Here is a 25096-nt window from a genome sequence, read left to right as displayed (position 1 = left end):
AATATCAGGCGCGCTCGCAGCAGAGCCGTTACCTGCGAATGCGCTCAGCCGTCCACAGCAGCAGCGCACCAATCAGTAGTGTGATGAGACCGTAAAGCGCCCATTCGCGCTTTGCGAGCATGAAGCTGTCTTCGGGCCAGTTCAGCACGCTAGCGCCCTGCAAAGCCCACATTCCGCCTGAGAAAACGAGCGCGGCACCAAACACCTGGAGCACCAATCTCGCGATAGTGCGTCCCATTGATGCCGCGCTCCTCTATCTCGCTTAGCGTTTGTCCAGCGGCACGTAGTCGCGGGTCGTCGGGCCAGTGTAAAGTTGACGCGGACGGCCAATGACCTGGCCTGGATCGGAGATCATTTCGTTCCACTGCGCCACCCACCCAACGGTGCGCGCAAGCGCAAACAGGGCGGTGAACATAGTGGTCGGGAAACCGATCGACGACAGGATGATGCCGGAATAGAAGTCCACATTCGGGAACAGCTTCTTTTCCTTGAAATAATCGTCGTTTAACGCGAGTTCTTCAAGTTGAAGAGCCGTCTCGAACACAGGGTCAGTGACGTTCAGCGCTTCAAACACTTCACGCAAAGTCTGCTGCATCACAGTCGCGCGCGGATCGTAGTTCTTATAGACTCGGTGGCCAAAGCCCATCAGGCGGAACGGATCGTTCTTGTCCTTCGCGCGCTCGATATAATGCGGGATACGGTCAGGCGAGCCGATTTCCTGCAGCATGTTGAGCGCCGCTTCGTTGGCGCCGCCATGTGCCGGGCCCCACAGACAGGCGATGCCTGCTGCGATACAGGCGAACGGGTTTGCGCCCGAAGAACCGGCCAGACGCACTGTTGATGTTGAGGCGTTTTGCTCGTGATCGGCATGCAGGATGAAGATACGATCCATCGCTTTTTCGATCGCTGGGTGCACCTCATATTCCTCGGCCGGAACGCCAAAGGTCATGCGCAGGAAGTTGCCAGTGTAGCTGAGGTCGTTCTTCGGCTGCATGAAAGGCTGACCGACGGCGTATTTGTACGCCATCGCTGCAATTGTGGGCATTTTCGCGATCAGGCGGTGTGAGCTGATCGTGCGGTGCTCTGGATCTGAGATGTCGGTGCTGTCGTGATAGAATGCAGACAGAGCGCCAACGACGCCGCACATAATCGCCATCGGGTGTGCATCGCGGCGGAAACCCTGAACAAACTGGCGTAGCTGATCGTGCAGCATGGTGTGCCGCGTGATCGTGTAATTGAACTCTTCCATCTCGGCGGCATTGGGCAGCTCACCATTGAGTAGGAGATAGGAGACTTCCATAAAGCTGGAATGTTCGGCCAGTTGGCCGATGGGATAGCCGCGGTGCAGCAGTACGCCTTCATTCCCGTCGATATAGGTCAGCGCGCTTTCACAGCTTGCGGTTGACTTATAGCCAGGATCAAACGTGAACGCGCCCGTTTGGCCGTACAGTTTGCGGATGTCGATAACATCGGGCCCCGTGCTGCCTTCGAGCACAGGGAAATCGTAGGTTTCCCCGCCCAGCTCGAGCTTTGCCTGCTTGTCTGCCAAAACCTATCTCCTCAATTCTATTGTGCCACCATTGACCGCCAGCTTTGCCAGCCCTCGGCCTCAGGCAGCTTGCGCGTTCAATCGCGCCAAAGCTTCTTCCCGTCCCAACAGGACCAGAACGTCGAAAATACCGGGCGAATTCATCGTTCCGGTGAGAGCTGCACGCATAGGCTGCGCGAGCTTGCCAAAGCCCAGCTCGTGGGCCTCAGCCAGTGCCTTCGTAGTGGCTTCGAGGGCCTCACTTGTCCAGTGATTTTCCTGCGATAATGCTTGCACAACAAGCGAAAGCCGCGCCTTGCCATCCGCGTCGAGCGATTTTGCCGCTTTCTCGGTCATCTCCAGCGGGCGCTGCGCAAACAAAAATCCAGCGCCTTCAGCCAGTTCATCAATATTCTTTGCCCGCACTTTAAGCACGGGCATGGCTTTGGTCAAAAGCTCCATATCCGCGCCGTCTTCCATCCGGCCCATCGCCAATTTGGCCAGCATCGCATCATCCGCTTCGCGAATGTAGTGGCCATTGAGGTTTTCCAGCTTCTTCAGATCGAAGCGAGAGGGGCTTTTTCCAACGCCAGCGAGATCAAACAGCTCGATCGCCTCTGCCCGGGCGATCTCTTCGCGGTCGCCATGTGCCCAGCCAAGCCGGAGCAGGTAATTGAACAGGGCGTCTGGCAGGATGCCCATTTCATCACGGTAGGCTTCAACCCCCAGCGCACCGTGACGCTTGGACAGTTTTGCCCCATCCGATCCATGGATCAGGGGAATGTGAGCATATGCTTAGCTCCAGCCAATCGCCCTCAACAATGTCCATTGCATGATAGATTGGCAGTTGCCGAAACGCGTTGTTCAGGTGATCGTCTCCACGGATCACATGGGTCACGCCCATATCGTGATCGTCAACGACCACAGCCAGCATATAGGTCGGCGTGCCATCAGCCCGCAGGATGATGTAATCATCGAGCTCTTCGTTCTTGACCGAGACGGAACCTTGAACCTGGTCAGCAATGGTCGCCTCGCCCGATTGCGGCGTCTTCAGACGAACTACGTAAGGCGCCCCTTCCGGCGCTTCGGATGGATCACGGTCGCGCCAGCGCCCATCATAGCGCATAGGCAGCTTCTTCTCGCGCTGCTCAGCACGCATGGCCTCAAGTTCATCGGGCGTCGCAAAGCACTTATAGGCATAGCCCGCATCCAGCAGTTTGTGCGCCACCTCTGCGTGTCGATCCGCGCGCTGAGATTGGAATACCGGCGCATCATCATAATCGAGACCAAGCCAATCGAGCCCGTCGATGATCGCATCAATCGCTTCCTGAGTGGAGCGCTTGCGATCTGTATCCTCAATCCGCAGCAAGGCCTTACCGCCGTGATGACGGGCGTAAAGCCAGTTGAACAAGGCCGTACGCGCGCCGCCAATATGCAAAAAGCCCGTAGGCGAGGGGGCAAAGCGGGTAACAATCGCTTTTGCGCTTTCGCTTGCCATAGCCAGTGAATTCCTTTTCAAGTTGCACATGGGCCAAGAGGGGGCGCCAAATGTGCCGATTGGCGGCGGAGCTGGTGAAAGCCCCAATGCCAGTGATGTTGCAGTGCAGCGCCATTGGCGCAAGGCCCCGACTTTGTCCAGTATTGGGTCCAGCATTGGCCCCGGCATAGCCTCCAAAATTGAAGGTTTTTTGGCTGGGTCCGGTTTCGACCGCGCGCCGTGGATCGCCGTGCTGTTCGCGGGCGGTATTCTATCATGGTTCGACCTTAGCTCGCCGCTGCAATGGGCGGTGGGGATCGGGTTTGGATTGCTGTTGGCAATCGCGGGGGCCGCAATCTGGCGCGGGGTCGAGGACCGCGTTTTGTTGAGGCAGACGATGATTACCGTCGGACTGGTCTTTGCCGCTGGGATTGCGACCATCTGGATGCGTTCAGAACTGGTCGGCGCGGAGCCAATTGAACGCCCAATTGTTGAGCGCGTGCAAGGCCTTGTCCTCGAACGCGAAGATCAACCCTCTCGCGAACGGATCCGATTGGTCCTGGCCATACGAGATGCGGAAAATGGCGAGAGCCGCAAGATCAGGATCAATGTGCCGCAGGACAAGGTCGTGTCCGGCCTGACCGAGGGATCGGTGGTGCGACTGAGGGCGCGATTGATGCCGCCAGCCTCGCCGATGTTGCCGGGTTCCTATGACTTTGCCAGAGCCGCCTGGTTTCAGGGCTTAGCCGCCACTGGCAGCTTAGTCGGTGAGATCGAGTTGATGGAGGGCAAGCGTGACACTGGCGCTATCCCAAAGGTTCAGCGCGTGCTCTCCGCCCACGTTCGCGAACGGGTGGATGGCTCAGCGGGCACGATTGCGGCGGCTTTTGCGAGCGGCGACAGAGGCGGGATTGCCGAGGCCGACGAAATCGCGATGCGCGATGCGGGCCTAACCCACTTGCTCTCGATCAGCGGGCTCCATGTCAGCGCGGTGATCGCGGCAGCCTATTTGGTGACCCTGAAATTGCTAGCTCTGTTTCCCGTAGTGGCGCTGCGCGTGCGTTTGCCGATTCTCGCGGCCGGGGCAGGGGCGCTCGCAGGGGTTGGCTACACGCTGCTCACGGGGGCAGAGGTTCCTACGGTGCGCAGCTGTGTTGCGGCGATGCTAGTGCTGATCGCGCTGGCCATGGGCCGCGATGCGTTGTCGCTCAGAATGGTGGCGATGGCAGCTATCTTCGTCATGCTGCTCTGGCCGGAATCGGTGGTTGGCCCAAGCTTTCAGATGAGTTTCTCCGCCGTAATCGCGATTGTTGCCCTCTCAAGTTCCGCGCCGGTTCGCGCTTTCCTGGCAGCACGGGAGGAGACGTGGCTGCGGCACGTCGGACGACGGGTCATCATGCTGTTCATCACCGGACTGGTAATCGAGATTGCGCTGATGCCGATCGTCCTGTTCCATTTCCACAGGGCAGGGGTCTACGGCGCTTTTGCCAATGTAGTCGCAATCCCATTGGTGACCTTCATCTCTATGCCACTCATCGCCTTCGCCTTGTTCCTTGATCTGATCGGCCTTGGCGCGCCTGCTTGGTGGCTGGTGGAACGCTCGCTCGAACTACTGCTTGCGATTGCGCATTGGACATCCAGTCAACCCGGTTCGGTTAAGCTGATGCCGCAGATGAGCAGACTCACCATCGCGCTGTTTGTGATTGGTGCTCTTTGGCTCGCCCTATGGAATGGCCGTGCGCGATTGCTCGGGTTTGCGCCGGTTGCGACGGCTTCGGTAATGCTGATGGTGACGCCGATCCCTGATGTCCTGATTGGGCGTGATGGCCGCCATGTAGGGGTGACCATGGATGACACGCTGTTGTCGCTGCGCAATTCACGGTCGTCCTATGCGCGCGACAATCTGCTCGAATTGGCAAGCGTTTCTGCCGATCCCATTCCGATGGCGGAATGGCCCGGCGCGCGGTGTTCAACCGAGTTCTGCCTGCTCCAGATTGAACGCGGTGGCCGCGACTGGACCATACTGATGGCACGCAATCGGGAGCTGATCGAAGAGCGCGCACTGGCCGCAGCCTGCGCAAGAGCCGATATCGTCGTGGCTGACCGCTATCTGCCGTGGTCTTGCAAGCCCAAATGGCTCAAGGCCGATCGCAGTTTCCTGCAGGAGCATGGCGGGTTAGCTCTCGATCTGTCAGTTGAGCGGATCACCAGTGTCGCAAGCACTCAGGGCCAGCATGGGTGGTGGCGCGGGAAAGCTGACGACTAGCCAGCCACCCGCGCCACCTATTCACATGAAACTCAATGGTAGCGCCGCAGAAGGCCCGCGAGCTTACCCTGAACCTGCACTTCGCCCGGCTGATAGACCTGCGCATCATAGGCGGCATTAGCCGGATCAAGTCGCACGGTTCCGCTGTCGCGGTGGAGGTATTTGAGCGTGGCTTCCTCGCCGTGGACGAGGGCCACCACGATTTCACCATCCCGCGCCGCATCCGTACGCTTAACCAGCGCAAAGTCGCCGTCGAAGATGCCAGCCTCGATCATCGAATCGCCAGACACCTCAAGCGCATAATGCTCACCCGGTCCCAGCAATGCCATGCGGCACTGGAAGGCTACTCTGCCCCTCCAACGCCTCAATCGGAGCGCCTGCCGCAATCCGGCCATGCAATGGCACCTCGATCACGTCATTCGCAGGCTCCGGACTGGTGTCATTCGCGCTGGGCATGGATGTCGCCCGAGAGACCACATCATTGGCCGCAGCAGCGGCAGCGCGCAGAGCAGGCGTTGCATCCTCAGGTTGCTTAATGACCTCCAATGCGCGCGCCCGATTGGGCAGACGCCGGATGAAGCCGCGCTCCTCCAAAGCCGAAATCAGCCGGTGCACACCCGACTTGCTCTTTAGATCGAGCGCTTCCTTCATTTCTTCAAAAGAGGGGGAAATTCCCGTCTCTTCAAGCCGCTCTTGGATAAAGCGGATCAATTCGTGCTGCTTTGCCGTCAGCATTACGATAGTCTCCCTAAAACAGGTCGATCGCCCCAGCGCCGATTAGGGTGGCGAGGGACCATTTCGCGCACCAATAACGTGAACGAATACGGAACAATTAGGAAACTTCGTTTGCCGAGTCAAGCCAGCGAGTCACGCAATGCCGCCATTTTCGAGGGTTAATGCGGTCACGAACTCTCCTGCGCTCGCCGCATCCGCGCCTTCCCGCCGCACGATAAGGCAATTCGCGGCCGCTAAGGCCGCTAGCGCGCTGGAGTCTTGAGAGCCAGCCCGGTGCACCGTACGGCCATCGTGCACAGCGCGCAGGAACTCACGCCGTTTGCCAATCGCTGGCAGGTCCTCCGCTAGGGGTAGCGTCAGCTCCGAGGGAAGGGGGCAGCAGCGCCCATGGCCGCACGCACCAAAGGCAGCGCAAACAGGAAGCACGTTACGAAGCTGGAGACGGGATTGCCTGGCAGGCCTAGGATTACCTGACGCGTCCCATCTGCTCGCGCCCGCGTCGCCACCATCAACGGCTTGCCTGGCTTGATCGCGACTTTCCAGAACGCGATTTGTGCGCCCCACGCCTCCAGTGCAGGCTGGATCAGATCATGGTCACCCACCGATGCGCCGCCGGAGGTAATGAGGATATCCGCATCCTCCGCCCGGGCCAATGCGTCTGCCAAAGCGCTGTGGTCGTCCGCCACTGGGCCTATCCGCGCCACATCACACCCCAGCGGGCGCAGCATGCTGGCGATCATCGCGCCATTGCTCGCAGGGATCTGGTCAGCTCCGCATTGCTCTGGATCTGCAGCCAGCTCGTCACCGCTGTCGAGCACGGCAACGCGCGGAGCATCGCGTACCATGAGCCGCCCGTGGCCTGCGGATAGCGCGAGCGCGAGTTGCCCTGGCCCGATGCGGGTTCCCGCGCGCATGACCGTGTCACTTTCAGCAAAGTCGAAGCCCTGCATCCGCACATGCTTGCCGGGCGGGGGCGTCTCGCTGGCGGTCACCAGCGCGCCGTCCACATCGGCGTTTTCCTGGATCAAAACGCGGTCCGCGCCCTCTGGCATATGTGCCCCGGTCGATATCCGCACACATTCGCCATTGGACAGTGCACCTGCGAACGGCGCTCCTGCACGGCCCTCTCCCACACGCTCCCAAGGGCCATCACCAGCAATCGCATAGCCATCCATAGCCGACAGATCGGCCGGTGGCTGAGTGCGCCGAGCGTTGAGATCCTCCGCTAAGTAGCGCCCCAGCGCCTCCTCAGCAGGCAACTCGCACGTTGCCATCTGCGGCGCGAGCTCCAGCAGCTGAGCCTGAGCGTCTTCCAAGGTCAGCAATGCGCTCAAAGCTCAACCTTCCAATGCCCGCTCTTGCCCCCGCGTTTCTCGATCAATCGGACCTCGCCGATCACCATGCCCTTATCGACCGCCTTGGCCATGTCGTAGATCGTGAGCAGCGCGGTCGACACCGCGACCATCGCCTCCATCTCAACACCGGTTTTGCCAGTAAGCGAGGCGCGAGCGGTCGCCCGGATCGCGTCTTCTTCGAAGGTGAAGTCGAGCTCCACCGCGTCCAGCGCCAGCGGATGGCACAAAGGGATCAGATCGCCCGTGCGTTTCGCCGCCATGATCCCGGCAATCCGTGCGGTGCCCAGCACATCGCCCTTGGGCGCGTTGCCATCGCGCACGGCGGCTAGCGTCTCTGCGTTCATCGCGATGCGGCCAGAGGCGATGGCGACGCGTTCGCTCGCGGCCTTGCCGCCGATGTCAACCATTCGGGCAGCGCCATCTTCGCCGAGATGGGTCAGCTTGCTCATCGCTTCGCTCCCTTCGCTTCATCGTGCGTAGAGCACGTTTGGAACACCTGGAACACAGTCCAGGGGTTTAAAACCAATCGATCACAGGCGCCGCTATTGATCGAATTTATCGATAGATACGATTGAGCCGCGCCGGATCTGCACTTCGTCGAAAAAGCCATACCTATCTTCTGCCAGCTTTGAGAGATGTAGGACAGGCCCTGTACAGAAGCCGCCTATCCGTTGAGCAATTTCCGCGTCGCCGCCGCCACATCATCCGCCCGCATCAGGCTTTCCCCAACCAGAAAATTGCGCACGCCCGCACGCGCGAGCCGGGTGCAGTCCTCATGGCTGTTGATCCCGCTTTCGCCAACGATCAAAGCGCCTTCCGGGGCGAGCGGAGCAAGCCGCTCTGTTGAAGCCAGATCGGTGGTGAAAGTCTTGAGGTCCCGATTGTTCACACCCACCAAAAGCGATTTGAGCAAATGCGCGCGTTCCATCTCTGCCTCATCGTGCACTTCGACCAGCACATCCATGTCATGCTCACGCGCTGCCGCCTCGATTTCCTGCATCTGGGCGTCTTCTAGCGCCGCGACGATGATCAGGATCGCATCTGCTCCGATGGACCGGGCCTCGACGCATTGCCATGGATCAACCATAAAATCCTTCCGGAGCGCGGGCAGTTTGCAGGCGTTTCGCGCCTCAATCAGAAAATCTTCATGCCCCTGAAAATAGGGCATATCGGTGAGCACTGATAGGCAAGTCGCACCGCCAATCTCATAATCGCGCGCATGGTCCGCCGGGCGAAAATCCTCGCGGATAACGCCCTTGGAGGGCGAGGCCTTTTTGACCTCCGCGATCAGACCAAAGCCGGATTTGCTCGCTTGGCGCAGTTGCGATTCAAATCCGCGTACCGGGGTTTGTTCGCTCGCCCTTCTTTCCAGATCAGCAAGAGAAATGGCGGCTTTTCGCGCATTCACTTCGCGGCACTTTGTGGCGCAAATTTCTTCGAGTTTGTTCATGGTGCCGGAGCCTACTTCACCAATTCGATCCAGCGGGCAAGCAATTGTTTCGCCTTGCCGCTGTCCAGCGCCTCTGCCGCCATTTCAGCGCCAATGCCCCAATCGTCGGTCTTGCCCGCGACGATAAGCGCCGCTGCGGTGTTGAACATCACCGTATCGCGATAGGCGCTTTTCTCTCCGTCAAGCAGAGCGGCGAGTGCCTTCGCATTATGCTGCGGGTCGCCGCCACGGATCGCTTCCAGCGGTGCGTGGTCTAGCCCCGCAGCGCCGAGCATCGACGCGCTTCATGCTAAAATCGCTTCCCGTCACGTCAGCGACTTCATTGCCGCCAGCGAGGCTCAATTCATCGAGTCCTTCATCGCCAGATACGATCAAGGTGCGCTCTGTGCCCAAGCGCGCGGTCGCATCACCATAGATCGGCACATAGCCAGGGCGCGCAATCCCGATCAGCTGCCGTTTGACGCCGACGGGATTGGAGAGCGGCCCCATAAGGTTGAAGATCGTTCTGCGGCCCAGTTTCTTGCGGATCGGTTGGATGCGTCCCATCGCCGGGTGATGATTGGGCGCGAACAGAAAGCAGATGCCAATTTCAGCAAGCGTTTTTTCAGCCGTTTCGCCCGCGACTTTCATGTCGAGGCCGAGCACTTCCAACGTATCGGCCACGCCCGCTTTGGACGAGATCGCGCGGTTGCCGTGGCGCGCCACGGGCACGCCGCAAGAGGCGACAACCAAGCCGACAGCGGTCGACACGTTGAGCGTGTGGTGACCATCGCCTCCGGTCCCGCAGACGTCGATGGCATTATCAGGCCCATCAACCGGGATCAGCCGCGCCCTTAACGCCCGCGCAGCTCCTGCGATTTCTTCTGCGGTTTCACTGCGATCCGTCATCGCGAGCAAGAACCGCTCGATTTCCGCCTCGCTGGCTTCCCCATCCAGAATCCATCCGAACACCTCTTCGGCTTCGGCTTCGCTCATATGGGGTACGGCTAGCGGTAGCGTTTTCATGCGAGCTCCTTCGTTGGCAATCCGCAAAGCGTCATGAAATTGGCGAGCAGATCATGGCCATGCTCGGTCGCAATGCTTTCTGGGTGAAATTGAACGCCGTGGATCGGTAGGCTTTCGTGGCGGAAACCCATTACGGCCGCGCCGTCGAGGCCGGGTGTCTCGCTATGGGCGTTGGCGATGAGGCCAGTGGGTTCCTGCTCGACGACCAGACTGTGATAGCGTGTGGCGTTAAACGGCGAGGGCAGGCCAGCGAACACGCCGGTCGCATCATGGGTGACGGGCGAGGTTTTGCCGTGCATCAATCCGCCGCGCACCACTTTCCCGCCGAAATGCTGGCCGATGCTTTGGTGGCCAAGGCATACGCCCAGCAAGGGCTTTTCAGCGTCCGCACAGGCCGCGACCAGGTCGAGGCTGATGCCCGCCTCATCCGGAGTGCGCGGGCCAGGTGAAATCAGAAAGCCACTGGCATTTGTAGCGATCGCTTCACGCGCGCTCATCGCGTCATTGCGCTCCACCCGCACATCCGCGCCGAGCTCCATTAGGTAATGGACCAGATTAAAGGTGAAGCTGTCGTAATTGTCGATGACGAGTATCATGCCTGCATCCCCGGATCAGCGATTGGTAACAGCGATGATCGGGCCAAGCCCGGTGCGGCTGTCGAGCCGCTCGCTCGCCGGATCCCACAGGGAGGAGACCTGACCATCGAGATAAAGCGCATCAGGCACGTTTAGCTCATCACGGTAAAACCGGGCGAGTTGACCAAAGCTGAGCGGCGCCTCTGAGCGCACGAAATGCGCCTTACCATCCTTATCAATGCCGACCCCGTTGCGGATCGCCCGGCTTGGGCCGTTTTCCGCGATTTCCGGGTGCAGCTTTCCGTCGATCACCAGCATCGGGCCGGATTGCGTCCCGAATTGCGGGCGGTCGCGTACGTTTGAAAAGAAGCTGTCAGAGGTGCGGATACGCCATGATCCACCAGTGCCGTAGAACACGCCATTGGGTTTCAGGTGGAAATTGCCTGAGCCATCAGAGCGGTTGAGTTCTTTGATCCGGTCGCCGCCTTGGACGTAATAGCCGATCGGTTGGCCGTTATCGCCGTACATCCCGCCGTTCACTGCAAAGGCGACGGTGCTGTGATCAATGCTGCGGGCAAAGGCGCTAAGCGAGCCGTAGGCCGCGCCGCCGCTGGGGCCGAGAGCGGTGCGAATGCGGTGCTTTGCCGGGTCCGCAACGCAATGGGTCAGGCGCACGCCCTCGAATGTGGCGGATTTACAGACCGAGGCAACCGCTGGGGTTTCTTCCGCCTCAGGCACAGCCTCTTCGGCCTCTTCCACGATTTCTGGGGCGGGCATATCGGAATGATCGCCTATCGCGGCCCTGGTCACAGGCTCGCCCGCAGGCTGTTCCTGACAGGCGGCGATAGTGAACATCGCGGCGAGGATAATGGGCAAGCGCTTCATTGGCCAAACCCCGGCTCGCCTGCGACCCGCACAGCTTCGCGCGCGGCGGCAATCAAAGCGCCCGCCTTCGCGCCGCATTCTGCGAGTTCATAGTCTGGATCGCTATCGGCGACGATCCCGGCGCCAGCCTGCACATGCATCATTCCATCCTTCACCACGGCCGTGCGCAAGACAATGCACGAATCGACCGATCCATCGGGCGCGAAATAGCCTACCGCTCCGGCATAGGCACCGCGCGTTTCCGGCTCCAGCTCAGCGATGATCTCGCATGCCCGGATTTTAGGCGCGCCGGACACCGTGCCCGCTGGAAAGCCCGCAAACAGCGCATCGAGCGCGTCTTTATCGTCCGCCAGCTCGCCAACCACATTGCTGACAATGTGCATCACATGGCTGTAGCGCTCAATCGTGAAGCTATCGGTCACCTCCACGCTACTGCGCGCGGCCACCCGGCCCACATCATTGCGCCCCAGGTCAAGCAGCATGAGATGCTCTGCCAGTTCTTTCGGATCAACCAGCAGGCTGGCCTCATTGGCCTTATCCTGTGCAGCGTCCTTGCCGCGCGGCCTGGTGCCAGCGATTGGACGAATGGTGACCTCTTTCTTGCCGCTCGCATCATCGCGCACCCGCACGAGGATTTCGGGGCTGGAGCCAACAATGGCAAAGCCCGGCAGGTCGAGGAAATATAGGAACGGCGATGGGTTCACCCGGCGCAGAGCGCGGTAAAGCTCCAACGGAGGCAGTTCAAACGGGCAGGTGAATCGCTGAGCCAGCACGACCTGAAAAATATCGCCTGCTGTGATGTAGTCCTTCGCCCGGGCGACCATCGCCTTATAATCCGCCGCGGCCATCACTGGTGACAGCTCAGGCTCGGCGGCCTCGTTCATGCGAGCCGGGGCGGGGCGCCGCTGCGAAAGCTTGCTCAAGGTCTCGTCAATCCGCTCGCCAGCGCGCGCAATCGCGCCATTCAGATCATCCGCGCCCACATCTTTGGACCAGATCGGCGCAACGCAATAGAGGCTGTCGCTCAGGCTATCGAACACCAGAATAATGGTCGGCCGCACAAACAGCATGTCCGGCAGCTCAAGCTCGCTGTCTGGTGCGCGCGGCAAGGCTTCAACCAAACCAATCGTTTCATAGCCGAAATAGCCGACCAGACAGGCGAGCGCTGGCGGCAATTCCTCTGGCACATCAATCCGGCAAGCCTGCGCAAGTGCGCGCAGCTCCGTCATCGCATCGCCGCTGCACGGCTCAAACGCCTCGCGGTCATTGCGCCATTTGCGATTCACCGCCGCCGTCTCGCCATCGCCGCGAAACACCAGATCAGGATCGAGGCCCAGCAGGCTGTATCGCCCGCGAATCTCGCCGCCCTCAACCGATTCGAGCAGGAAGTCGCCGCGCCCCGGCTCTATCAGACGCTGAGCAGCGCCAACCGGCGTATCGCTATCCGCGATAATCCGCCGCCACACCAAGGCAGGCTTTCCTGCCCGCAGCAAATCAACCGCAAGCCTCGCATTTTCGGGGGCACCACTCACAGCAATGGCGGCGCGCTTAGGTTTCGCTGCGGCGAGCTGCTTGCGCACCGCCTCGATCGCGTCTTCGTTGCGGTCCACGCCCAGCTCTTCGCGCATCGCTGCGGTCAATTGTTCGGCATATTCGGTCGAAATCGCCGGGCCCATTTGAGTAAGGGTCGCTTGCAACAAGGGATCATCGTCCGCCACTTCGTCGGTGCTGATATCCTCCAGATCGACCACAAACCAGCCAAGACGATCTCGCGCCTTCAAGGCGTTTCGTCGTGCCTTCCGCCATGCTGAACAGCAAGGCGAGCGGCGGGGCAGGGCGTTGCTGCTGTTGCAGCAATTCGGTACGCCCAAGATCAATCGTCTGGATCGGAGGCAGGCTGGTTTCCTCCGCATTCACCGCTTCGACCAAAGTGCCTTCGCCGCGCATCCGTTCGAGAATGCGGTCCGCCGCAGCTTGCGCCGCGCTGTGCCCTTCGAACAAGCGCCAATCGAACTCAACGCGCTGGCGAATGTCCGCAAGAGCCGCAACGGAGCTTTCTGTGACCTCTGGCACTTCAAACACAATGAACACTTGGCCGCGAACAACCTCGGCCAATTGCGGTTCACCTTCCTCCATATCGAAGGCAGTGGCGAGCGCAGCCTGAAGCTCTGGCGGCGCGGTCGCGCCTTCTTCGCTACCAAACACGCGACCATCGGCGGTGAGGGCAGGGGTGGTTTGTAATGTCAGGCCAAATTCGTCGGCCACATTGGATAGCGATGTGCCGTCATCCACCTGTTCCTCGATCCGCGCACTGAAATCAGACAGGGCTGCGGCGCGTTTTTCCACCGTCAGGCGCTCTGTAATCTCTGGCGTCGCATCGGCCAGACTGCGTGCTCGGCGTGTTGGTGACACCATCGACGCGGGCGACGTACCAACCCAGCGAACTGCGCGCTGGCTCTGCCAATTGCCCGCGTGGGGTCGCAAAGACTGCTGTGGCAACTGCGCTGCTGGTGGCAGAGGCAAGGGCGCTTTCGGTCTGGCCTTCGCTGGCAGAGACAGAAAAGCCGGCATTGCGCGCCGCCGCCTCTAACGAAGTCCCAGAGCGAACAGCATCGCGAATCGCATTGGCCGCATCCTGTGTCGGCACAAAGAAGGAGCTGATAGTGCGCGTCTCAACCGCAGCATATTGATCGGCATCACGTTCATAACGTGCGGCAATCTCCGCCGTTGTCGGCTCGATCCGTGTATTGATATCGGCCTCGCTAAAGGTCGCATAGCGGACCGTGCGGCGCTCAGGCTGTATATAGCGCGTCCGATTCTCTTCGAAAAATGCGCTAATCTGCGCGTCGGTTGGATCACCTTCCGGCGCAAATGATGTGCTGGGGATAAGTGCGATGGTGCCTTTGCGGCGTTCACGCAGCAATGCGGTGTAACGGCGAGCAATGCTGCTTGGCATTTGCGGCGTGCCGATCGATGGAACCAGCAATTGCTGTGCCAGCAGACCATCTGCCAAATCGCGGCGCAATACCGCGTCAGTCAGGTTCTGAGAGCGGAGCGCATTCTGATAGACAGATTCGTCAAATTCGCCGGTCGCCCCGCGAAACGCCGGGATCTGAAGAATCTCGCTATTCACCAGGTTTGTCCCCGCGCGCAGGCCGTATTTCTCGGCGTATCCCGCAATCGCATAGCGATCGATCAACTGGTCCAAAACCTCTTCAAGGCCGCCTTGCTCAATAAACATCGGCATCGTCGTGGTCGGGCTTTGCTCGCGCACCTGACGCAGCGCAGAATTGGCCAATTGGCTCAATTCCGAGGTGTCGATCCGGTCATCGCCAACCACCGCAATCCGGTCATCGTTTACGACCCCGCCAAAGGTGTTGTTATTGGCCACATCACCGCTCGCAAAAGCGAAAGCAATGAGCACTAGGAACGCCAAGGTCAGGCCGAGGCCGATTTTCGATTGAAAGAATCTGCGAAAGAACGAAATCATCTGGTCTTTAATTCCCAAGTCATTAGGGGACTAACACCGCTAGTAAGCGGAAAGCTGGTTCGGCTTTATCGGCCCTGCGACCTCGCGGCAACAGTCCACGATGCGTTTTGACTGGATCACTTTCCTCCGCTAGCGGACGCGGCCCCCTGCTCCTAAGTATGGGGCGAGATTCGAATAACGCATAATATTGGCGCAGGATTTTATTATGGCCCAGCGGCCTTACATCGTCGGAAATTGGAAAATGAACGGCACTCGCGCCATGCTTTCAGAAGCGCGTGCGGTTGACCGGGCCGCTCAGCGGCACATGAAGGTAGAGGTCGCTTTGGCCCCGCCATACACGCTGATCCATGCGGTTCACCGCGAGGTAGAGCAGATCTGGGTCGGGGCGCAGGATTGCTCACCCAACCCGGATGGCGCGCACACTGGTGACATCTCAGTGCCGATGATCGCCGACGCCGGGGCCAAGTTTGTAATTCTGGGTCACAGCGAACGCCGCCAGGGCTACAGCGAGACGAACGAGCAGGTGCGCGAGAAAGCGGACGCCGCGCTCGAAGGCGGACTGCGCGTGATCATCTGCTGCGGAGAGACGCTGGAAACCCGCGAGGCAGGAGAAGCAGAGGCCTTCGTCGCTGGTCAATTGCAGGCTTCCTTGCCGAAACTTAAGGATGCTGGGGAAAAAGTCACCGTCGCTTATGAACCGATCTGGGCGATTGGCACCGGCAAAACCGCAACCGTGGATGATATTGCCACCATGCATGCGATGATCCGTAATCTGCTCATCGAAACCTATGGGAAAGAACAAGGTGCGGAAGTCCGCGTGCTTTACGGCGGCTCAGTTAAACCTGAAAACGCTGGAGAAATCCTCGGCACGCCAGAGGTTGGCGGCGCACTGGTAGGTGGGGCCAGCCTGACCGCAGAGACGTTTATGAACATCGCTTTGGCCGCTGGAGATACGGTCGAGGGATAGGGCCTGATGCCCCTTACCGGGTAATCAGACTTGTGCGCGCGCCGCTGCGCACCTAAATGGCGGTTTCATTCAGATAGGTTTTGATCAGCTCATGTCGTCGATTTTTCTGTTTCTCACTGTTGTTCAGGCGATTGTCGCCGCCGCGCTGGTTGGCGTGGTCCTGATGCAGCGTTCAGAGGGTGGTGGCCTGGGCATTGGCGGCGGTGGTAACCCTGGCGGCGCTTTGGGTGCTCGCGGTGCGGCTGATTTTCTAACCCGCGCGACCAAATGGCTGGCGGTGACTTTCGTTGCTCTATCCATCGCACTCGCGGCTGTGGCCGTGGATGCAACCGGCGGCAGCGACATCAGCACGACCATCGACCGCGATGTTCCTGCCGCTGATCCGCTCAGCACGGGCGGCGCAGCTGGCGCGGCACCTGCGACTGTCGAGCCGACTGGCGAAGAAGACCCACTCGCGGCTGAATAAGCGCGACAATTCCGTAACATTTTGTGATGGCTGTGGATGGGCGCACTTTTGAGTGCGCAATTCGCTTGCCACGAATCCACTTCGAGGCTTAATCCCCAACTCCCATGGCGCGGTACATATTCATAACCGGCGGCGTGGTCTCCTCGCTCGGAAAAGGTCTCATGGCAGCTAGCCTTGCAGCATTGCTGCAGGCGCGCGGCTACAAGGTGCGCATTCGCAAGTTTGATCCGTATCTCAACGTCGATCCTGGCACGATGAGCCCGTATCAACACGGCGAAGTCTATGTGACCGATGACGGGGCCGAAACAGACCTCGATCTTGGCCATTACGAACGCTTTACCGGCGTTTCTGCGCGGCAAAGCGACAATATCACCTCTGGTCGGGTCTACCGCGATATCATCACGAAGGAACGCCGGGGCGATTACCTTGGCGCGACCGTGCAGGTGATCCCGCATGTGACCGACGCGATTAAGCAATTCGCTCTGGATGATCAGGACGATCTCGATTTTATCCTGTGCGAGATTGGCGGAACGGTGGGCGATATCGAATCGCTACCGTTTATGGAGGCGATCCGGCAGCTCAGGAATGATCTGGAGCCGCTGCAAACGCTGAGCGTGCACGTGACATTGGTGCCTTACATTGCGGCGGCGGGCGAGCTGAAGACCAAGCCGACGCAGCACTCTGTGCGCGAACTCGCGAGCCTCGGGATCAAGCCTGACGTGCTGCTGTGCCGCTGCGAGCATCCTTTGCCCGATGGTGAGCGGCGTAAAATTGCCAATTTCTGCAATGTGCGGATGGAATCGGTGATCCCGGCGCTTGATGCGCCCTCGATCTATTCCGTCCCACTGCAATATCACGAGCAAGGGCTTGATGCAGAGGTGCTGCGCGGCTTTGGCATCACCGATGCGCCAGAGCCTGATCTGTCACAATGGCACGACGTAACGGACCGCTACTTCAACCCGGAAGGAGAAGTGACGATCGGCGTGATCGGCAAATATGTCGGCCTGCAAGACGCCTATAAGAGCCTCAACGAGGCGCTGGTCCACGGCGGCATGGCCAACCGGGTCAAGGTCAACATCAAGTGGATTGATGCAGAAATCTTCGAAGGTGATGAAGACGAAATCATCGCCAAGCTGGAGCCGTTGCACGGCATTTTGGTACCCGGCGGATTTGGCGAGCGCGGTAGCGAGGGCAAGATTGCCAGCGTCCGCTTCGCGCGCGAACGCAATGTTCCCTTCTTTGGCATCTGCCTCGGCATGCAAATGGCCTGCGTCGAAGGCGTACGTGATGCCGGTATCGACGCCGCGTCCTCGACCGAGTTTGGCGAAACCAGCGAGCCAGTGGTCGGCATTATCACCGAATGGATGACCGAAGAAGGCCTGCAAACCCGCGAAGATGGCGGTGATCTGGGCGGCACAATGCGGCTCGGCGCTTATGATGCAAAGCTTGGCGCGAACAGCCACGTCTCGCGCATCTACGGGGGTGCTGAGGAAATCTCTGAGCGCCACCGCCACCGTTACGAGGTCAATGGCGCTTACATCAAACCGCTGGAGCAGGGGGGCTCGTGTTCTCAGGCATGTCGCCCGATGGCTTGCTGCCCGAGATCGTGGAGCGGCCCGACCACCCATGGTTCGTTGGTGTGCAATTCCACCCGGAACTGAAGTCGCGGCCATTTGATCCGCACCCCTTGTTTGCAGGCTTTATCTCAGCCGCTTTAGAGCAATCACGCCTCGTCTAAGCCGAGCCTGGCGATGATCATCAATGGGGCGAATCGTGGTGAATTCCGCCTTCAGTTCAATAAGTGAAACCTAATTTTGTAGTGTTCTTAAAGCCCTACAAAAATGACCTTGCACCAATTGCAAGTTTACCCTTACCGACGCGGTAAGGAGCCTAACGGCTTCAACAGGTGGTTGGGGGCAACTCGCCTTTTGCAAATAGCGGGCCGTTCATGGCCTGTGCACTGCTCGACGCGAGTCTCACCGTCTTCTGCGACCCAGACGGTAAGCCTTGCTAGAGGCGGCAAATGTCGCGGGGGCGGACTTTTAACGGTCCGCCCCCACATTTTTCTCAAAGTTTGTGAACTGATGAAGCGAACAGCTTAGGCTGCGTTCGCATCATCCTCTGATGCATCAGGAACAGCGGTCAGAGTGGCCGCGCCGTTCACTGCGATCTTTTTCGGCTTCATCGCCTCTGGCACTTCGCGCACCAGATCAATCACCAGCAGGCCATCAGCCAGATCAGCGCGCTCTACGCGGACGTGATCGGCGAGTTCGAAACGGCGTTCAAACCCGCGATTGGCGATGCCAACATGCAACATCTCAGTCGCTTCCTGAGTTTCCTCGCGTTTTTTGCCCTGAACGGTTAGCAGGTTTTGCTGAGCCGTGATCTCAATGTCTTCCGGGCGGAAGCCTGCAATCGCCAGCGTGATGCGGTAATTGTCTTCACTGCTGCGGGCGATGTTAAACGGGGGGTAATTATCGCTGGAATTGCTACGAGCCTGGCTTTCGAGCAGGTCGAACAAGTGGTCAAAGCCAACGGTGGTCCGGCGATAAGGGGTAAAATCTAGACGTGACATAATTTCAAATCCTCGTGTTTGAGCAATCTGTATTTTCAAAGCGGGCCTGCCGAATGCAGCACCCAATTGCGCCAGCAATAATCCCCAAGGCTGGCGGATCGTGCTGACAGAACATATCTAGGGTGCCATACAGTGCCTTTCAAGAGGCAGTGAATCGGATAAAACAGATGCACTTTCAGTCGCTTAAATAAGAAAAGAAGAGTTTTTAATGACCCAACCTAATATCGACATCTATTCCAAATTCACTTGCCCATTCTGCGTTCGCGCCAAGAATTTGCTAAAGAGCAAGGGCGCGGAATTTAACGAGTTTGATATCTCCATGGGCGGCTCAAAGAAGGCAGAGATGCTGGAACGCGCGCCGAATGCGCGCACCGTGCCGCAAATCTTCATCGGTGATCTGCATGTAGGCGGCTCTGACGATTTGGCAGCGCTCGATCGCTCGGGTCAGCTTGACGCGCTGCTTGCGGGCTAAGCGCAGCTGATGCCCAAAATTGCTGTCTTGCAGATGACGTCTGGGATTGACGTCAGGGCTAACCTGGATGCGATTGTGGACGCTGCAGGGCAAGCGGTAAACGAAGGCGCAAGAGTGCTGTTTACGCCAGAGATGTCGACTCTGCTTGATCGTAACCGAAAGCGCGCTGCACCGTCGATTGAAGGCGATCAGGGCAGGCAGACCATGCTGCATCTGTCAGAGCTCGCTGACTTTACTGGTATCGACATCGCGCTCGGTTCACTTCCGATTGAAATGAACGATGGGAAATGGGCTAACCGAAGCGTGTACTTCTCAGCTGCATACGGTGAGATCGCATGTTATGACAAGATTCACATGTTCGATGTTCAGTTGGCATCGGGTGAACACTGGCGTGAGAGCGCTGCCTATCAGGCGGGCCGCGAAGTCGTCACCGTTCCCGATACGCCACTGGGCACGCTCGGCCTGACCATCTGTTATGACATGCGCTTTCCCGCTCTGTTCGAGGCTCTGGGACAGCGCCGATGCGAAGCTATCGCGGTGCCTGCCGCTTTCACCGTGCCCACTGGCAAGGCGCATTGGCATGTTCTGCTGCGTGCTCGCGCGATCGAGGCTCAGGCTTTCGTCATCGCTGCTGCGCAGGTCGGGAGTCACGAGGACGGCCGCGAGACCTACGGCCACAGTCTGGTGATCGACCCCTGGGGTGAAGTGCTGCTCGATATGGGCGGCGAGGGGCCGGGGCTAGGCTTTTGCGACATTGATCTAGACCGGATCAAAGAAGTGCGCGGCCAGCTGCCCAGCCTTGCCAATAAGCAGGAAATCGCCAATTAGGGCGCATTATGATCGTCTTTGACCTCCATTGTGAAAGCGGCCACCGTTTTGAGGGATGGTTCCGTTCGTCCAGCGACTTTCTGGGCCAAAGCGAGGCAGGCTATGTGGCCTGTCCTGAATGCGGAACCTCGCGTGTAGCCAAAGCGCCAATGGCTCCGGCAGTTCCAGTAAAAGGGAACAGCGCGCGCAGTGATGCGAAAAAGGCCGAAGCGGTAAAGGATGCTTTTGAAGCCGCGTCTCAGGCTGCTACTAAAACCAAGAAATCAGATGCGTCTGACATAGGCGACACCGCCAAACTGTCTTCCGATCTGATCAAGACGCCTGACGCTCCGGCTGTTCCTGCCAAAGGCGGGCAGCTGTCCAACACGCCGATGACCGCAGAGATGAAATCGGCGATCGCGAAGCTAGCAAAGGCTCAGGAAAAGGCGCTCAAGGATAGCACGTGGGTCGGCAGTAAGTTCGCCGAGCAAAGCCGCGAAATGCATTATGGCGAGCGCGATGAGGCTCCGATCCACGGCCAGGCGAGCCTTGAAGAGGCCAAGTCACTAGCCGAGGAAGGCGTGCCAATTGCGCCGCTGCCATTCCCGGTTGCACCACCAGAAAAACTGAATTGAGTGAACTGAGCCCCTCGGCGCTAAGCGCGATATTGCGCTAACAGTAAACGCTGCTATTTGCCTTTGCGGGGCCCCGTAGCTCAGCCGGATAGAGCACCAGATTCCTAATCTGGGGGCCGCGTGTTCGAATCACGCCGGGGTCACCACCATCTCAGATCAGAAAAGCTGCCTTTTTCGCGGTATCGATCACGCCTTGCGCCAGCTCAACCGGGCGGTCTTCCTGGCAGAAATGCCCGCATGTGGCGAGCATCGCGTGTGGCTGATCCTTGGCCCCCGCAATCCGCGCGGTCAGCGCATCGCCAAGCCCGCCTGTTACCGGATCATCTTCGCCAAACAGCGTGAGGAACGGCTTATCGAAGGCGCTTAGTCCCTCCCAAGCAGCAGTGTTCTCTGCGATCCCGGCCATGCCGTCTTCTACCGGGACGAGCTGAGGGAATGCACGCGCGCCTGCCTTGCTCGGCTCATCGGGGAAGGGTGCATCATAGGCGGCGACTTCTGCGGTGGTCCGCTCTGTCGCAGTCGCGCGTTGGAGCAGCTCGCCGATTTGGAAGTCAGGCGAGGCCTTGGCAAATTCGCGCCACGCCAGAAACGCGGGTGAGGGAGTGCCGCCGGTGGGCAGGAAAGTGTTGCTGGCCACGACGCAGGCGAAACTGTCAGGCGCCTCGCCAACCATGCGCAGGCCCAGCAATCCGCCCCAATCCTGACAGAACAGGGCGGCAGTTTGAGGCACGACTGCGGCGCGCCATTGGCCCAGCCAATCCATGTGCCGCTGGTAAGTGTAGAATCCGATGTCATCCGGTTTATCGCTTTTGCCGAACCCGATTAGATCCGGAGCCAGACAGCGAAACCCCGCATCCACCAAAACTGGGATCATCTTGCGGTAGAGATAGCTCCAGCTCGGCTCGCCATGAAACAACAGCACGGGCGGGGCGTCCTTGGCTCCTTCATCGAGGTAATGCATCCGTCCGGAATGCTCATCGCCCAGATCGATGTCGCACCAATTCTCAGCAAACGGAAAATCGGGCAGGTTAGCAAAGCGGGCGGGATCGTGGGACAGAATTTGCATCAGCGGGTCTCCTCTATCCCCGTTGGGTATCATAGAGAGCCGCGATCAGCAGCCACAATCTGGGTTATTGCGCGACGCCGGGTCCACCAAGGTACACTGCCCAATGTGGCTTCATGCCCAATCAAAGTCCGCTTGTTTGGAGCTGTAAATGCGGCAATTTGGCGCAAGTGGTCAATTAAAGTCACATTTATGACCGTGTCTGTCGTTTTGTGCTTGAACACCGCAGTTAACTATGATTCTGTAAGACTTATGGAACGTCGGGGAAAACTTCAGCAATTGCCAGCGGATCAGGCCAAGCAAGGCTTGGCTCTGCTCGTGCTGCTTGTGCTCACCGCGCTAGCTATTGCTGGGCCAACCGGCTTGCTCGCCTGGAATGAAAACGCCAACCTGTTGGACCAGCGCCGGGCGCAAATCGCGATGCTATCGGCAGAGCGGGATGATTTGCGCAATCGCGTGAGCCTACTCGATCCCGGTGCGGCCGATCCTGATCTGGTGGGCGAATTGCTCCGCCGCAATATGAATGTTGTGCACCCTGATGAGGTGGTGATCACCGTCGAAGACGAGTGATGGCCTGAGCGGCCACCTTTGGGCTTTTGCTCTACAATCAAGCTACCCAGCGCGCGCCTTTCACATACGTATGCTGAGACGAATTTGACCAAGAAATGGTCTGCTTTACGTTGCGTCTTGCCCGAAAACACGATTATAGCGCGTGAGCAATCTTCTCCCCAATGGCGGCACTATGCGCGCGGCCAATCAAAGGAAAAACGCATTGGCTAAACAGCCCTCGAAAACGAATGCTCCTGCAAAACAGAGTAAGACCAAAGCGAAGGCCGTGAGTACCGGCGACGCGGCGACACCGTCTGACGATTCCGATTTCATCCTGCGCTCTTTGCAGGCTGAATTTGAGGAACAAAAGCGCTTCAACGCCACGCCAGAACAAATGCTCAAATTCTATGAGCAGATGCTGCTGATCCGCCGCTTTGAAGAGAAGGCAGGCCAGCTTTATGGCCTCGGCCTGATCGGCGGCTTCTGCCACCTGTACATTGGCCAGGAAGCGGTGGCGATTGGCCTACAAAGCGCGCTCGACAATGATCGTGACAGCGTGATCACCGGATACCGCGATCACGGGCACATGCTGGCCTATGGAATTGATCCGAAGGTGATCATGGCAGAGCTGACCGGGCGCGAAGCGGGCATTTCCAAAGGGAAGGGCGGCTCGATGCACATGTTCAGCACCGAGCACAAATTTTATGGCGGGCACGGCATCGTCGGCGCACAGGTTGCGCTGGGCGGCGGGCTCGCGCTGGCGCACAAATACAACGAAGATGGCGGGCTGTGCCTCGCTTACTTTGGCGATGGCGCGGCCAACCAAGGCCAGGTCTATGAAACCTTCAACATGGCGGCCCTGTGGAACCTGCCAATCGTATTCGTGGTTGAGGACAACCAATATGCGATGGGCACGGCAAGTTCTCGCAGTTCAGCGGAAACTCGATTTCACCGCCGCGGTACGGCGTTCCGCATCCCCGGCATGGAGGTGAACGGCATGGACGTGCTCGAAGTGCGCGCCGCAGCCGAGGTTGCGTTCAAGCATGTGCGTGAGGGCAAGGGCCCGGTCCTGATGGAGCTAAATACCTATCGCTATCGCGGGCATTCAATGTCTGATCCGGCCAAATATCGGACCCGAGAAGAAGTGCAGGAACAACGCGACACGCACGACCCGATCGAACGCTTGAAGAAGACTTTGATCGAAGGCGGCAAGTCGGAGGACGACCTCAAAGCCGTCGACAAAGGCATTCGCAAGGTCGTTGCCGAAGCTGCTGATTTTGCAGAGACTTCGCCCGAACCAGAGGCAAGCGAGCTCTACACCGATGTTCTGGTGGAGAACTACTAATGGGTATTGAGCTAAAAATGCCGGCACTGTCGCCAACTATGGAGCAGGGCACGCTCGCCAAATGGCTGAAGGCTGAAGGCGACACGATTGAGCCCGGCGATATCATTGCCGAGATCGAAACCGACAAGGCGACGATGGAGTTTGAAGCGATTGATGAGGGCGTATTGTCCAAGATCATGATCGCTGAAGGCACAGAGGATGTGGCCGTTGGTACTATAATCGCGATGATTACGGGCGAGGGCGAGGATGCCAGTGACGCCAGCGCGCCTGATCCGGCCCCAGTGGCCGCTGCCGAACCGGCAGCAGTTCCAGAGCAAGCACCAAAGCCTGTAGCTGAAAAACCAGCCCCGTCTGCGCCCGCACACGATCCGGAAATCCCTGAAGGCACCAGCTTTACCAGCACCGCCGTGCGCGAAGCCCTGCGTGATGGCATGGCGGAAGAAATGCGCCGCGATGAACGTGTGTTCGTGATGGGCGAGGAGGTCGCCGAATATCAGGGCGCCTATAAGGTCACGCAGGGCTTGCTCGACGAGTTCGGTCCAAAGCGCGTGATCGATACGCCGATTACCGAATACGGCTTTGCCGGCATCGGCACCGGCGCAGCGATGGGCGGACTGCGTCCAATTGTTGAATTCATGACGTTCAACTTCGCGATGCAAGCGATTGACCACATCATTAATTCCGCCGCGAAGACCAACTATATGTCAGGCGGGCAGATGCGCTGTCCGATTGTCTTCCGCGGCCCGAATGGCGCGGCTAGCCGCGTTGGCGCTCAGCACAGCCAGAACTATGGCCCATGGTATGCGAGCGTCCCTGGGTTAATCGTGATCGCGCCCTATGACAGCGCCGATGCGAAAGGCCTGATGAAGGCCGCCATCCGCAGTGAAGATCCGGTCGTGTTCCTCGAAAACGAGCTGGTTTACGGTCGCAGCTTTGATGTCCCAGACCTTGATGATCATGTCCTACCCATCGGCAAGGCACGGATCATGCGTGAGGGCTCTGACGTGACCATCGTCAGCTATTCCATCGGCGTTGGCCTCGCGCTTGAGGCGGCTGAAGAATTGGCGGGCGAGGGGATCGACGCCGAAGTCATCGATCTGCGCACTTTGCGTCCGCTCGACAAGCAGGCGGTTCTGACGAGCCTGGCGAAAACCAATCGCCTGATCGTGGCGGAAGAGGGCTGGCCAACATGCTCGATCGCGTCTGAAATTCAGGCGATCTGTATGGAGGAAGGCTTCGATGATCTCGATGCGCCGGTCCTGCGAGTGTGCAACGAGGACGTTCCGCTGCCTTACGCCGCGAACCTAGAGGAACTGGCGCTCATCAATGCTGGCTCCATCGTCGAGGCCGCCAAGAAGGTCTGCTACGCCGACTAAGGCGCAAATAACCTACGCACGAAAGGGGGCTGAACTGCACGAATGCGGCTCAGCCCCCTTCTCGTATTGTATTCC

At 59.1% G+C, this 25096-nt stretch carries 22 protein-coding genes, 1 tRNA gene and 4 pseudogenes; 11 read left to right on the top strand and 16 right to left on the bottom strand.

Annotated features, from left to right (window positions below; all coding sequences use genetic code 11):
* Positions 1 to 28: 28 nt before the first annotated feature.
* The 3 genes and pseudogenes from AC0V6Z_RS11990 to gltX form a co-directional block, all read right to left on the bottom strand.
* On the bottom strand, positions 29 to 238 hold the full coding sequence (locus tag AC0V6Z_RS11990; protein ID WP_472638702.1) for a hypothetical protein: 210 nt from the start codon (positions 236 to 238) through the stop codon (positions 29 to 31).
* Positions 239 to 262: 24 nt separating this feature from the next.
* The gene (locus tag AC0V6Z_RS11985; RefSeq protein ID WP_472638701.1) at positions 263 to 1549 is read right to left on the bottom strand and encodes a citrate synthase; all 1287 of its coding nucleotides are present in this window, start codon (positions 1547 to 1549) and stop codon (positions 263 to 265) included.
* A 60-nt stretch (positions 1550 to 1609) separates the two neighbouring features.
* A pseudogene (gene gltX / locus AC0V6Z_RS11980) lies at positions 1610 to 3026 on the bottom strand (glutamate--tRNA ligase).
* Positions 3027 to 3054: 28 nt separating this feature from the next.
* Here gltX and AC0V6Z_RS11975 point away from each other — a divergent pair.
* Positions 3055 to 5271, top strand: a complete 2217-nt coding sequence (locus tag AC0V6Z_RS11975; RefSeq protein ID WP_472638700.1) for a ComEC/Rec2 family competence protein — start codon at positions 3055 to 3057, stop codon at positions 5269 to 5271.
* Between the two features lie 32 nt (positions 5272 to 5303).
* Here AC0V6Z_RS11975 and lexA read toward each other — a convergent pair.
* The 11 genes and pseudogenes from lexA to AC0V6Z_RS11920 all read right to left on the bottom strand — a co-directional run bounded on the left by lexA (position 5304) and on the right by AC0V6Z_RS11920 (position 14766).
* Positions 5304 to 6006, bottom strand: a pseudogene (gene lexA / locus AC0V6Z_RS11970) (transcriptional repressor LexA).
* A 132-nt stretch (positions 6007 to 6138) separates the two neighbouring features.
* The gene (locus AC0V6Z_RS11965; RefSeq protein WP_472638699.1) at positions 6139 to 6303 is read right to left on the bottom strand and encodes a hypothetical protein; all 165 of its coding nucleotides are present in this window, start codon (positions 6301 to 6303) and stop codon (positions 6139 to 6141) included.
* Positions 6304 to 6362: 59 nt separating this feature from the next.
* Entirely contained in the window at positions 6363 to 7340 is a 978-nt protein-coding gene (locus tag AC0V6Z_RS11960) for a molybdopterin molybdotransferase MoeA (protein WP_472638698.1), read from the bottom strand.
* Positions 7337 to 7810, bottom strand: a complete 474-nt coding sequence (gene moaC / locus AC0V6Z_RS11955) for a cyclic pyranopterin monophosphate synthase MoaC (protein WP_472638697.1) — start codon at positions 7808 to 7810, stop codon at positions 7337 to 7339. Before moaC ends, AC0V6Z_RS11960 begins: the two co-directional genes overlap by 4 nt.
* Positions 7811 to 8025: 215 nt before the next feature.
* Positions 8026 to 8811 carry an indole-3-glycerol phosphate synthase TrpC gene (gene trpC / locus AC0V6Z_RS11950; protein ID WP_472638696.1) on the bottom strand — a complete coding sequence of 262 codons (786 nt, stop codon included), beginning with the start codon at positions 8809 to 8811 and terminating at the stop codon, positions 8026 to 8028.
* Between the two features lie 11 nt (positions 8812 to 8822).
* Positions 8823 to 9816: pseudogene (gene trpD / locus AC0V6Z_RS11945) on the bottom strand (anthranilate phosphoribosyltransferase).
* Positions 9813 to 10412: an anthranilate synthase component II gene (locus AC0V6Z_RS11940; protein ID WP_472638695.1), complete on the bottom strand. Its 600-nt coding sequence runs from the start codon at positions 10410 to 10412 to the stop codon at positions 9813 to 9815. The pseudogene trpD and the gene AC0V6Z_RS11940 overlap by 4 nt, the downstream one beginning before the upstream one ends.
* Positions 10413 to 10427: 15 nt before the next feature.
* On the bottom strand, positions 10428 to 11276 hold the full coding sequence (locus AC0V6Z_RS11935; RefSeq protein WP_472638694.1) for a phosphodiester glycosidase family protein: 849 nt from the start codon (positions 11274 to 11276) through the stop codon (positions 10428 to 10430).
* Positions 11273 to 12742 (bottom strand): anthranilate synthase component I, encoded by a 1470-nt coding sequence (gene trpE / locus AC0V6Z_RS11930; RefSeq protein WP_472640907.1) that lies wholly within the window; start codon positions 12740 to 12742, stop codon positions 11273 to 11275. Before trpE ends, AC0V6Z_RS11935 begins: the two co-directional genes overlap by 4 nt.
* A gap of 238 nt (positions 12743 to 12980) precedes the next feature.
* A complete protein-coding gene (locus tag AC0V6Z_RS11925; RefSeq protein WP_472638693.1) occupies positions 12981 to 13622 on the bottom strand; it encodes a hypothetical protein in 642 nt (213 codons plus the stop codon).
* Positions 13594 to 14766, bottom strand: coding sequence for a peptidylprolyl isomerase (locus tag AC0V6Z_RS11920; RefSeq protein ID WP_472638692.1), 1173 nt, complete (start codon positions 14764 to 14766; stop codon positions 13594 to 13596). Before AC0V6Z_RS11920 ends, AC0V6Z_RS11925 begins: the two co-directional genes overlap by 29 nt.
* A gap of 205 nt (positions 14767 to 14971) precedes the next feature.
* Here AC0V6Z_RS11920 and tpiA point away from each other — a divergent pair, with 205 nt between their 5' ends.
* The 3 genes and pseudogenes from tpiA to pyrG all read left to right on the top strand — a co-directional run bounded on the left by tpiA (position 14972) and on the right by pyrG (position 17937).
* Positions 14972 to 15733 carry a triose-phosphate isomerase gene (tpiA, locus tag AC0V6Z_RS11915; protein WP_472638691.1) on the top strand — a complete coding sequence of 254 codons (762 nt, stop codon included), beginning with the start codon at positions 14972 to 14974 and terminating at the stop codon, positions 15731 to 15733.
* 100 nt (positions 15734 to 15833) lie between these two features.
* Positions 15834 to 16199, top strand: coding sequence for a preprotein translocase subunit SecG (gene secG / locus AC0V6Z_RS11910; RefSeq protein ID WP_472640906.1), 366 nt, complete (start codon positions 15834 to 15836; stop codon positions 16197 to 16199).
* Positions 16200 to 16303: 104 nt separating this feature from the next.
* Positions 16304 to 17937: pseudogene (pyrG, locus tag AC0V6Z_RS11905) on the top strand (CTP synthase).
* A gap of 360 nt (positions 17938 to 18297) precedes the next feature.
* On the opposite strand, the gene AC0V6Z_RS11900 reads toward pyrG, so the two are convergent.
* On the bottom strand, positions 18298 to 18774 hold the full coding sequence (locus AC0V6Z_RS11900) for an Hsp20 family protein (RefSeq protein ID WP_472638690.1): 477 nt from the start codon (positions 18772 to 18774) through the stop codon (positions 18298 to 18300).
* Between the two features lie 208 nt (positions 18775 to 18982).
* Between AC0V6Z_RS11900 and grxC the strand changes: the two genes are divergently transcribed.
* The 4 genes from grxC to AC0V6Z_RS11880 all read left to right on the top strand — a co-directional run bounded on the left by grxC (position 18983) and on the right by AC0V6Z_RS11880 (position 20834).
* Positions 18983 to 19246, top strand: coding sequence for a glutaredoxin 3 (gene grxC, locus AC0V6Z_RS11895; protein ID WP_472638689.1), 264 nt, complete (start codon positions 18983 to 18985; stop codon positions 19244 to 19246).
* Between the two features lie 9 nt (positions 19247 to 19255).
* Positions 19256 to 20074 carry a carbon-nitrogen hydrolase family protein gene (locus tag AC0V6Z_RS11890; RefSeq protein WP_472638688.1) on the top strand — a complete coding sequence of 273 codons (819 nt, stop codon included), beginning with the start codon at positions 19256 to 19258 and terminating at the stop codon, positions 20072 to 20074.
* A gap of 8 nt (positions 20075 to 20082) precedes the next feature.
* Entirely contained in the window at positions 20083 to 20688 is a 606-nt protein-coding gene (locus AC0V6Z_RS11885) for a DUF1178 family protein (RefSeq protein WP_472638687.1), read from the top strand.
* A 69-nt stretch (positions 20689 to 20757) separates the two neighbouring features.
* Positions 20758 to 20834, top strand: a tRNA-Arg gene (locus AC0V6Z_RS11880).
* A 5-nt stretch (positions 20835 to 20839) separates the two neighbouring features.
* Here AC0V6Z_RS11880 and AC0V6Z_RS11875 read toward each other — a convergent pair.
* Positions 20840 to 21754: a haloalkane dehalogenase gene (locus tag AC0V6Z_RS11875; protein ID WP_472638686.1), complete on the bottom strand. Its 915-nt coding sequence runs from the start codon at positions 21752 to 21754 to the stop codon at positions 20840 to 20842.
* 249 nt (positions 21755 to 22003) lie between these two features.
* Here AC0V6Z_RS11875 and AC0V6Z_RS11870 point away from each other — a divergent pair, with 249 nt between their 5' ends.
* From AC0V6Z_RS11870 to AC0V6Z_RS11860, 3 genes are all read left to right on the top strand, one after another.
* Positions 22004 to 22321, top strand: coding sequence for an FtsB family cell division protein (locus tag AC0V6Z_RS11870; protein ID WP_472638685.1), 318 nt, complete (start codon positions 22004 to 22006; stop codon positions 22319 to 22321).
* Positions 22322 to 22493: 172 nt separating this feature from the next.
* Positions 22494 to 23645 carry a pyruvate dehydrogenase (acetyl-transferring) E1 component subunit alpha gene (gene pdhA, locus AC0V6Z_RS11865; protein WP_472640905.1) on the top strand — a complete coding sequence of 384 codons (1152 nt, stop codon included), beginning with the start codon at positions 22494 to 22496 and terminating at the stop codon, positions 23643 to 23645.
* Entirely contained in the window at positions 23645 to 25021 is a 1377-nt protein-coding gene (locus AC0V6Z_RS11860) for a pyruvate dehydrogenase complex E1 component subunit beta (RefSeq protein ID WP_472638684.1), read from the top strand. Before pdhA ends, AC0V6Z_RS11860 begins: the two co-directional genes overlap by 1 nt.
* Positions 25022 to 25096: the final 75 nt, after the last annotated feature.

The organism is Erythrobacter sp. SN6-5, assembly GCF_057364945.1.
Note: the sequence above shows the minus strand (reverse complement) of the source record. Positions and strands in the feature narration are given on the sequence as shown.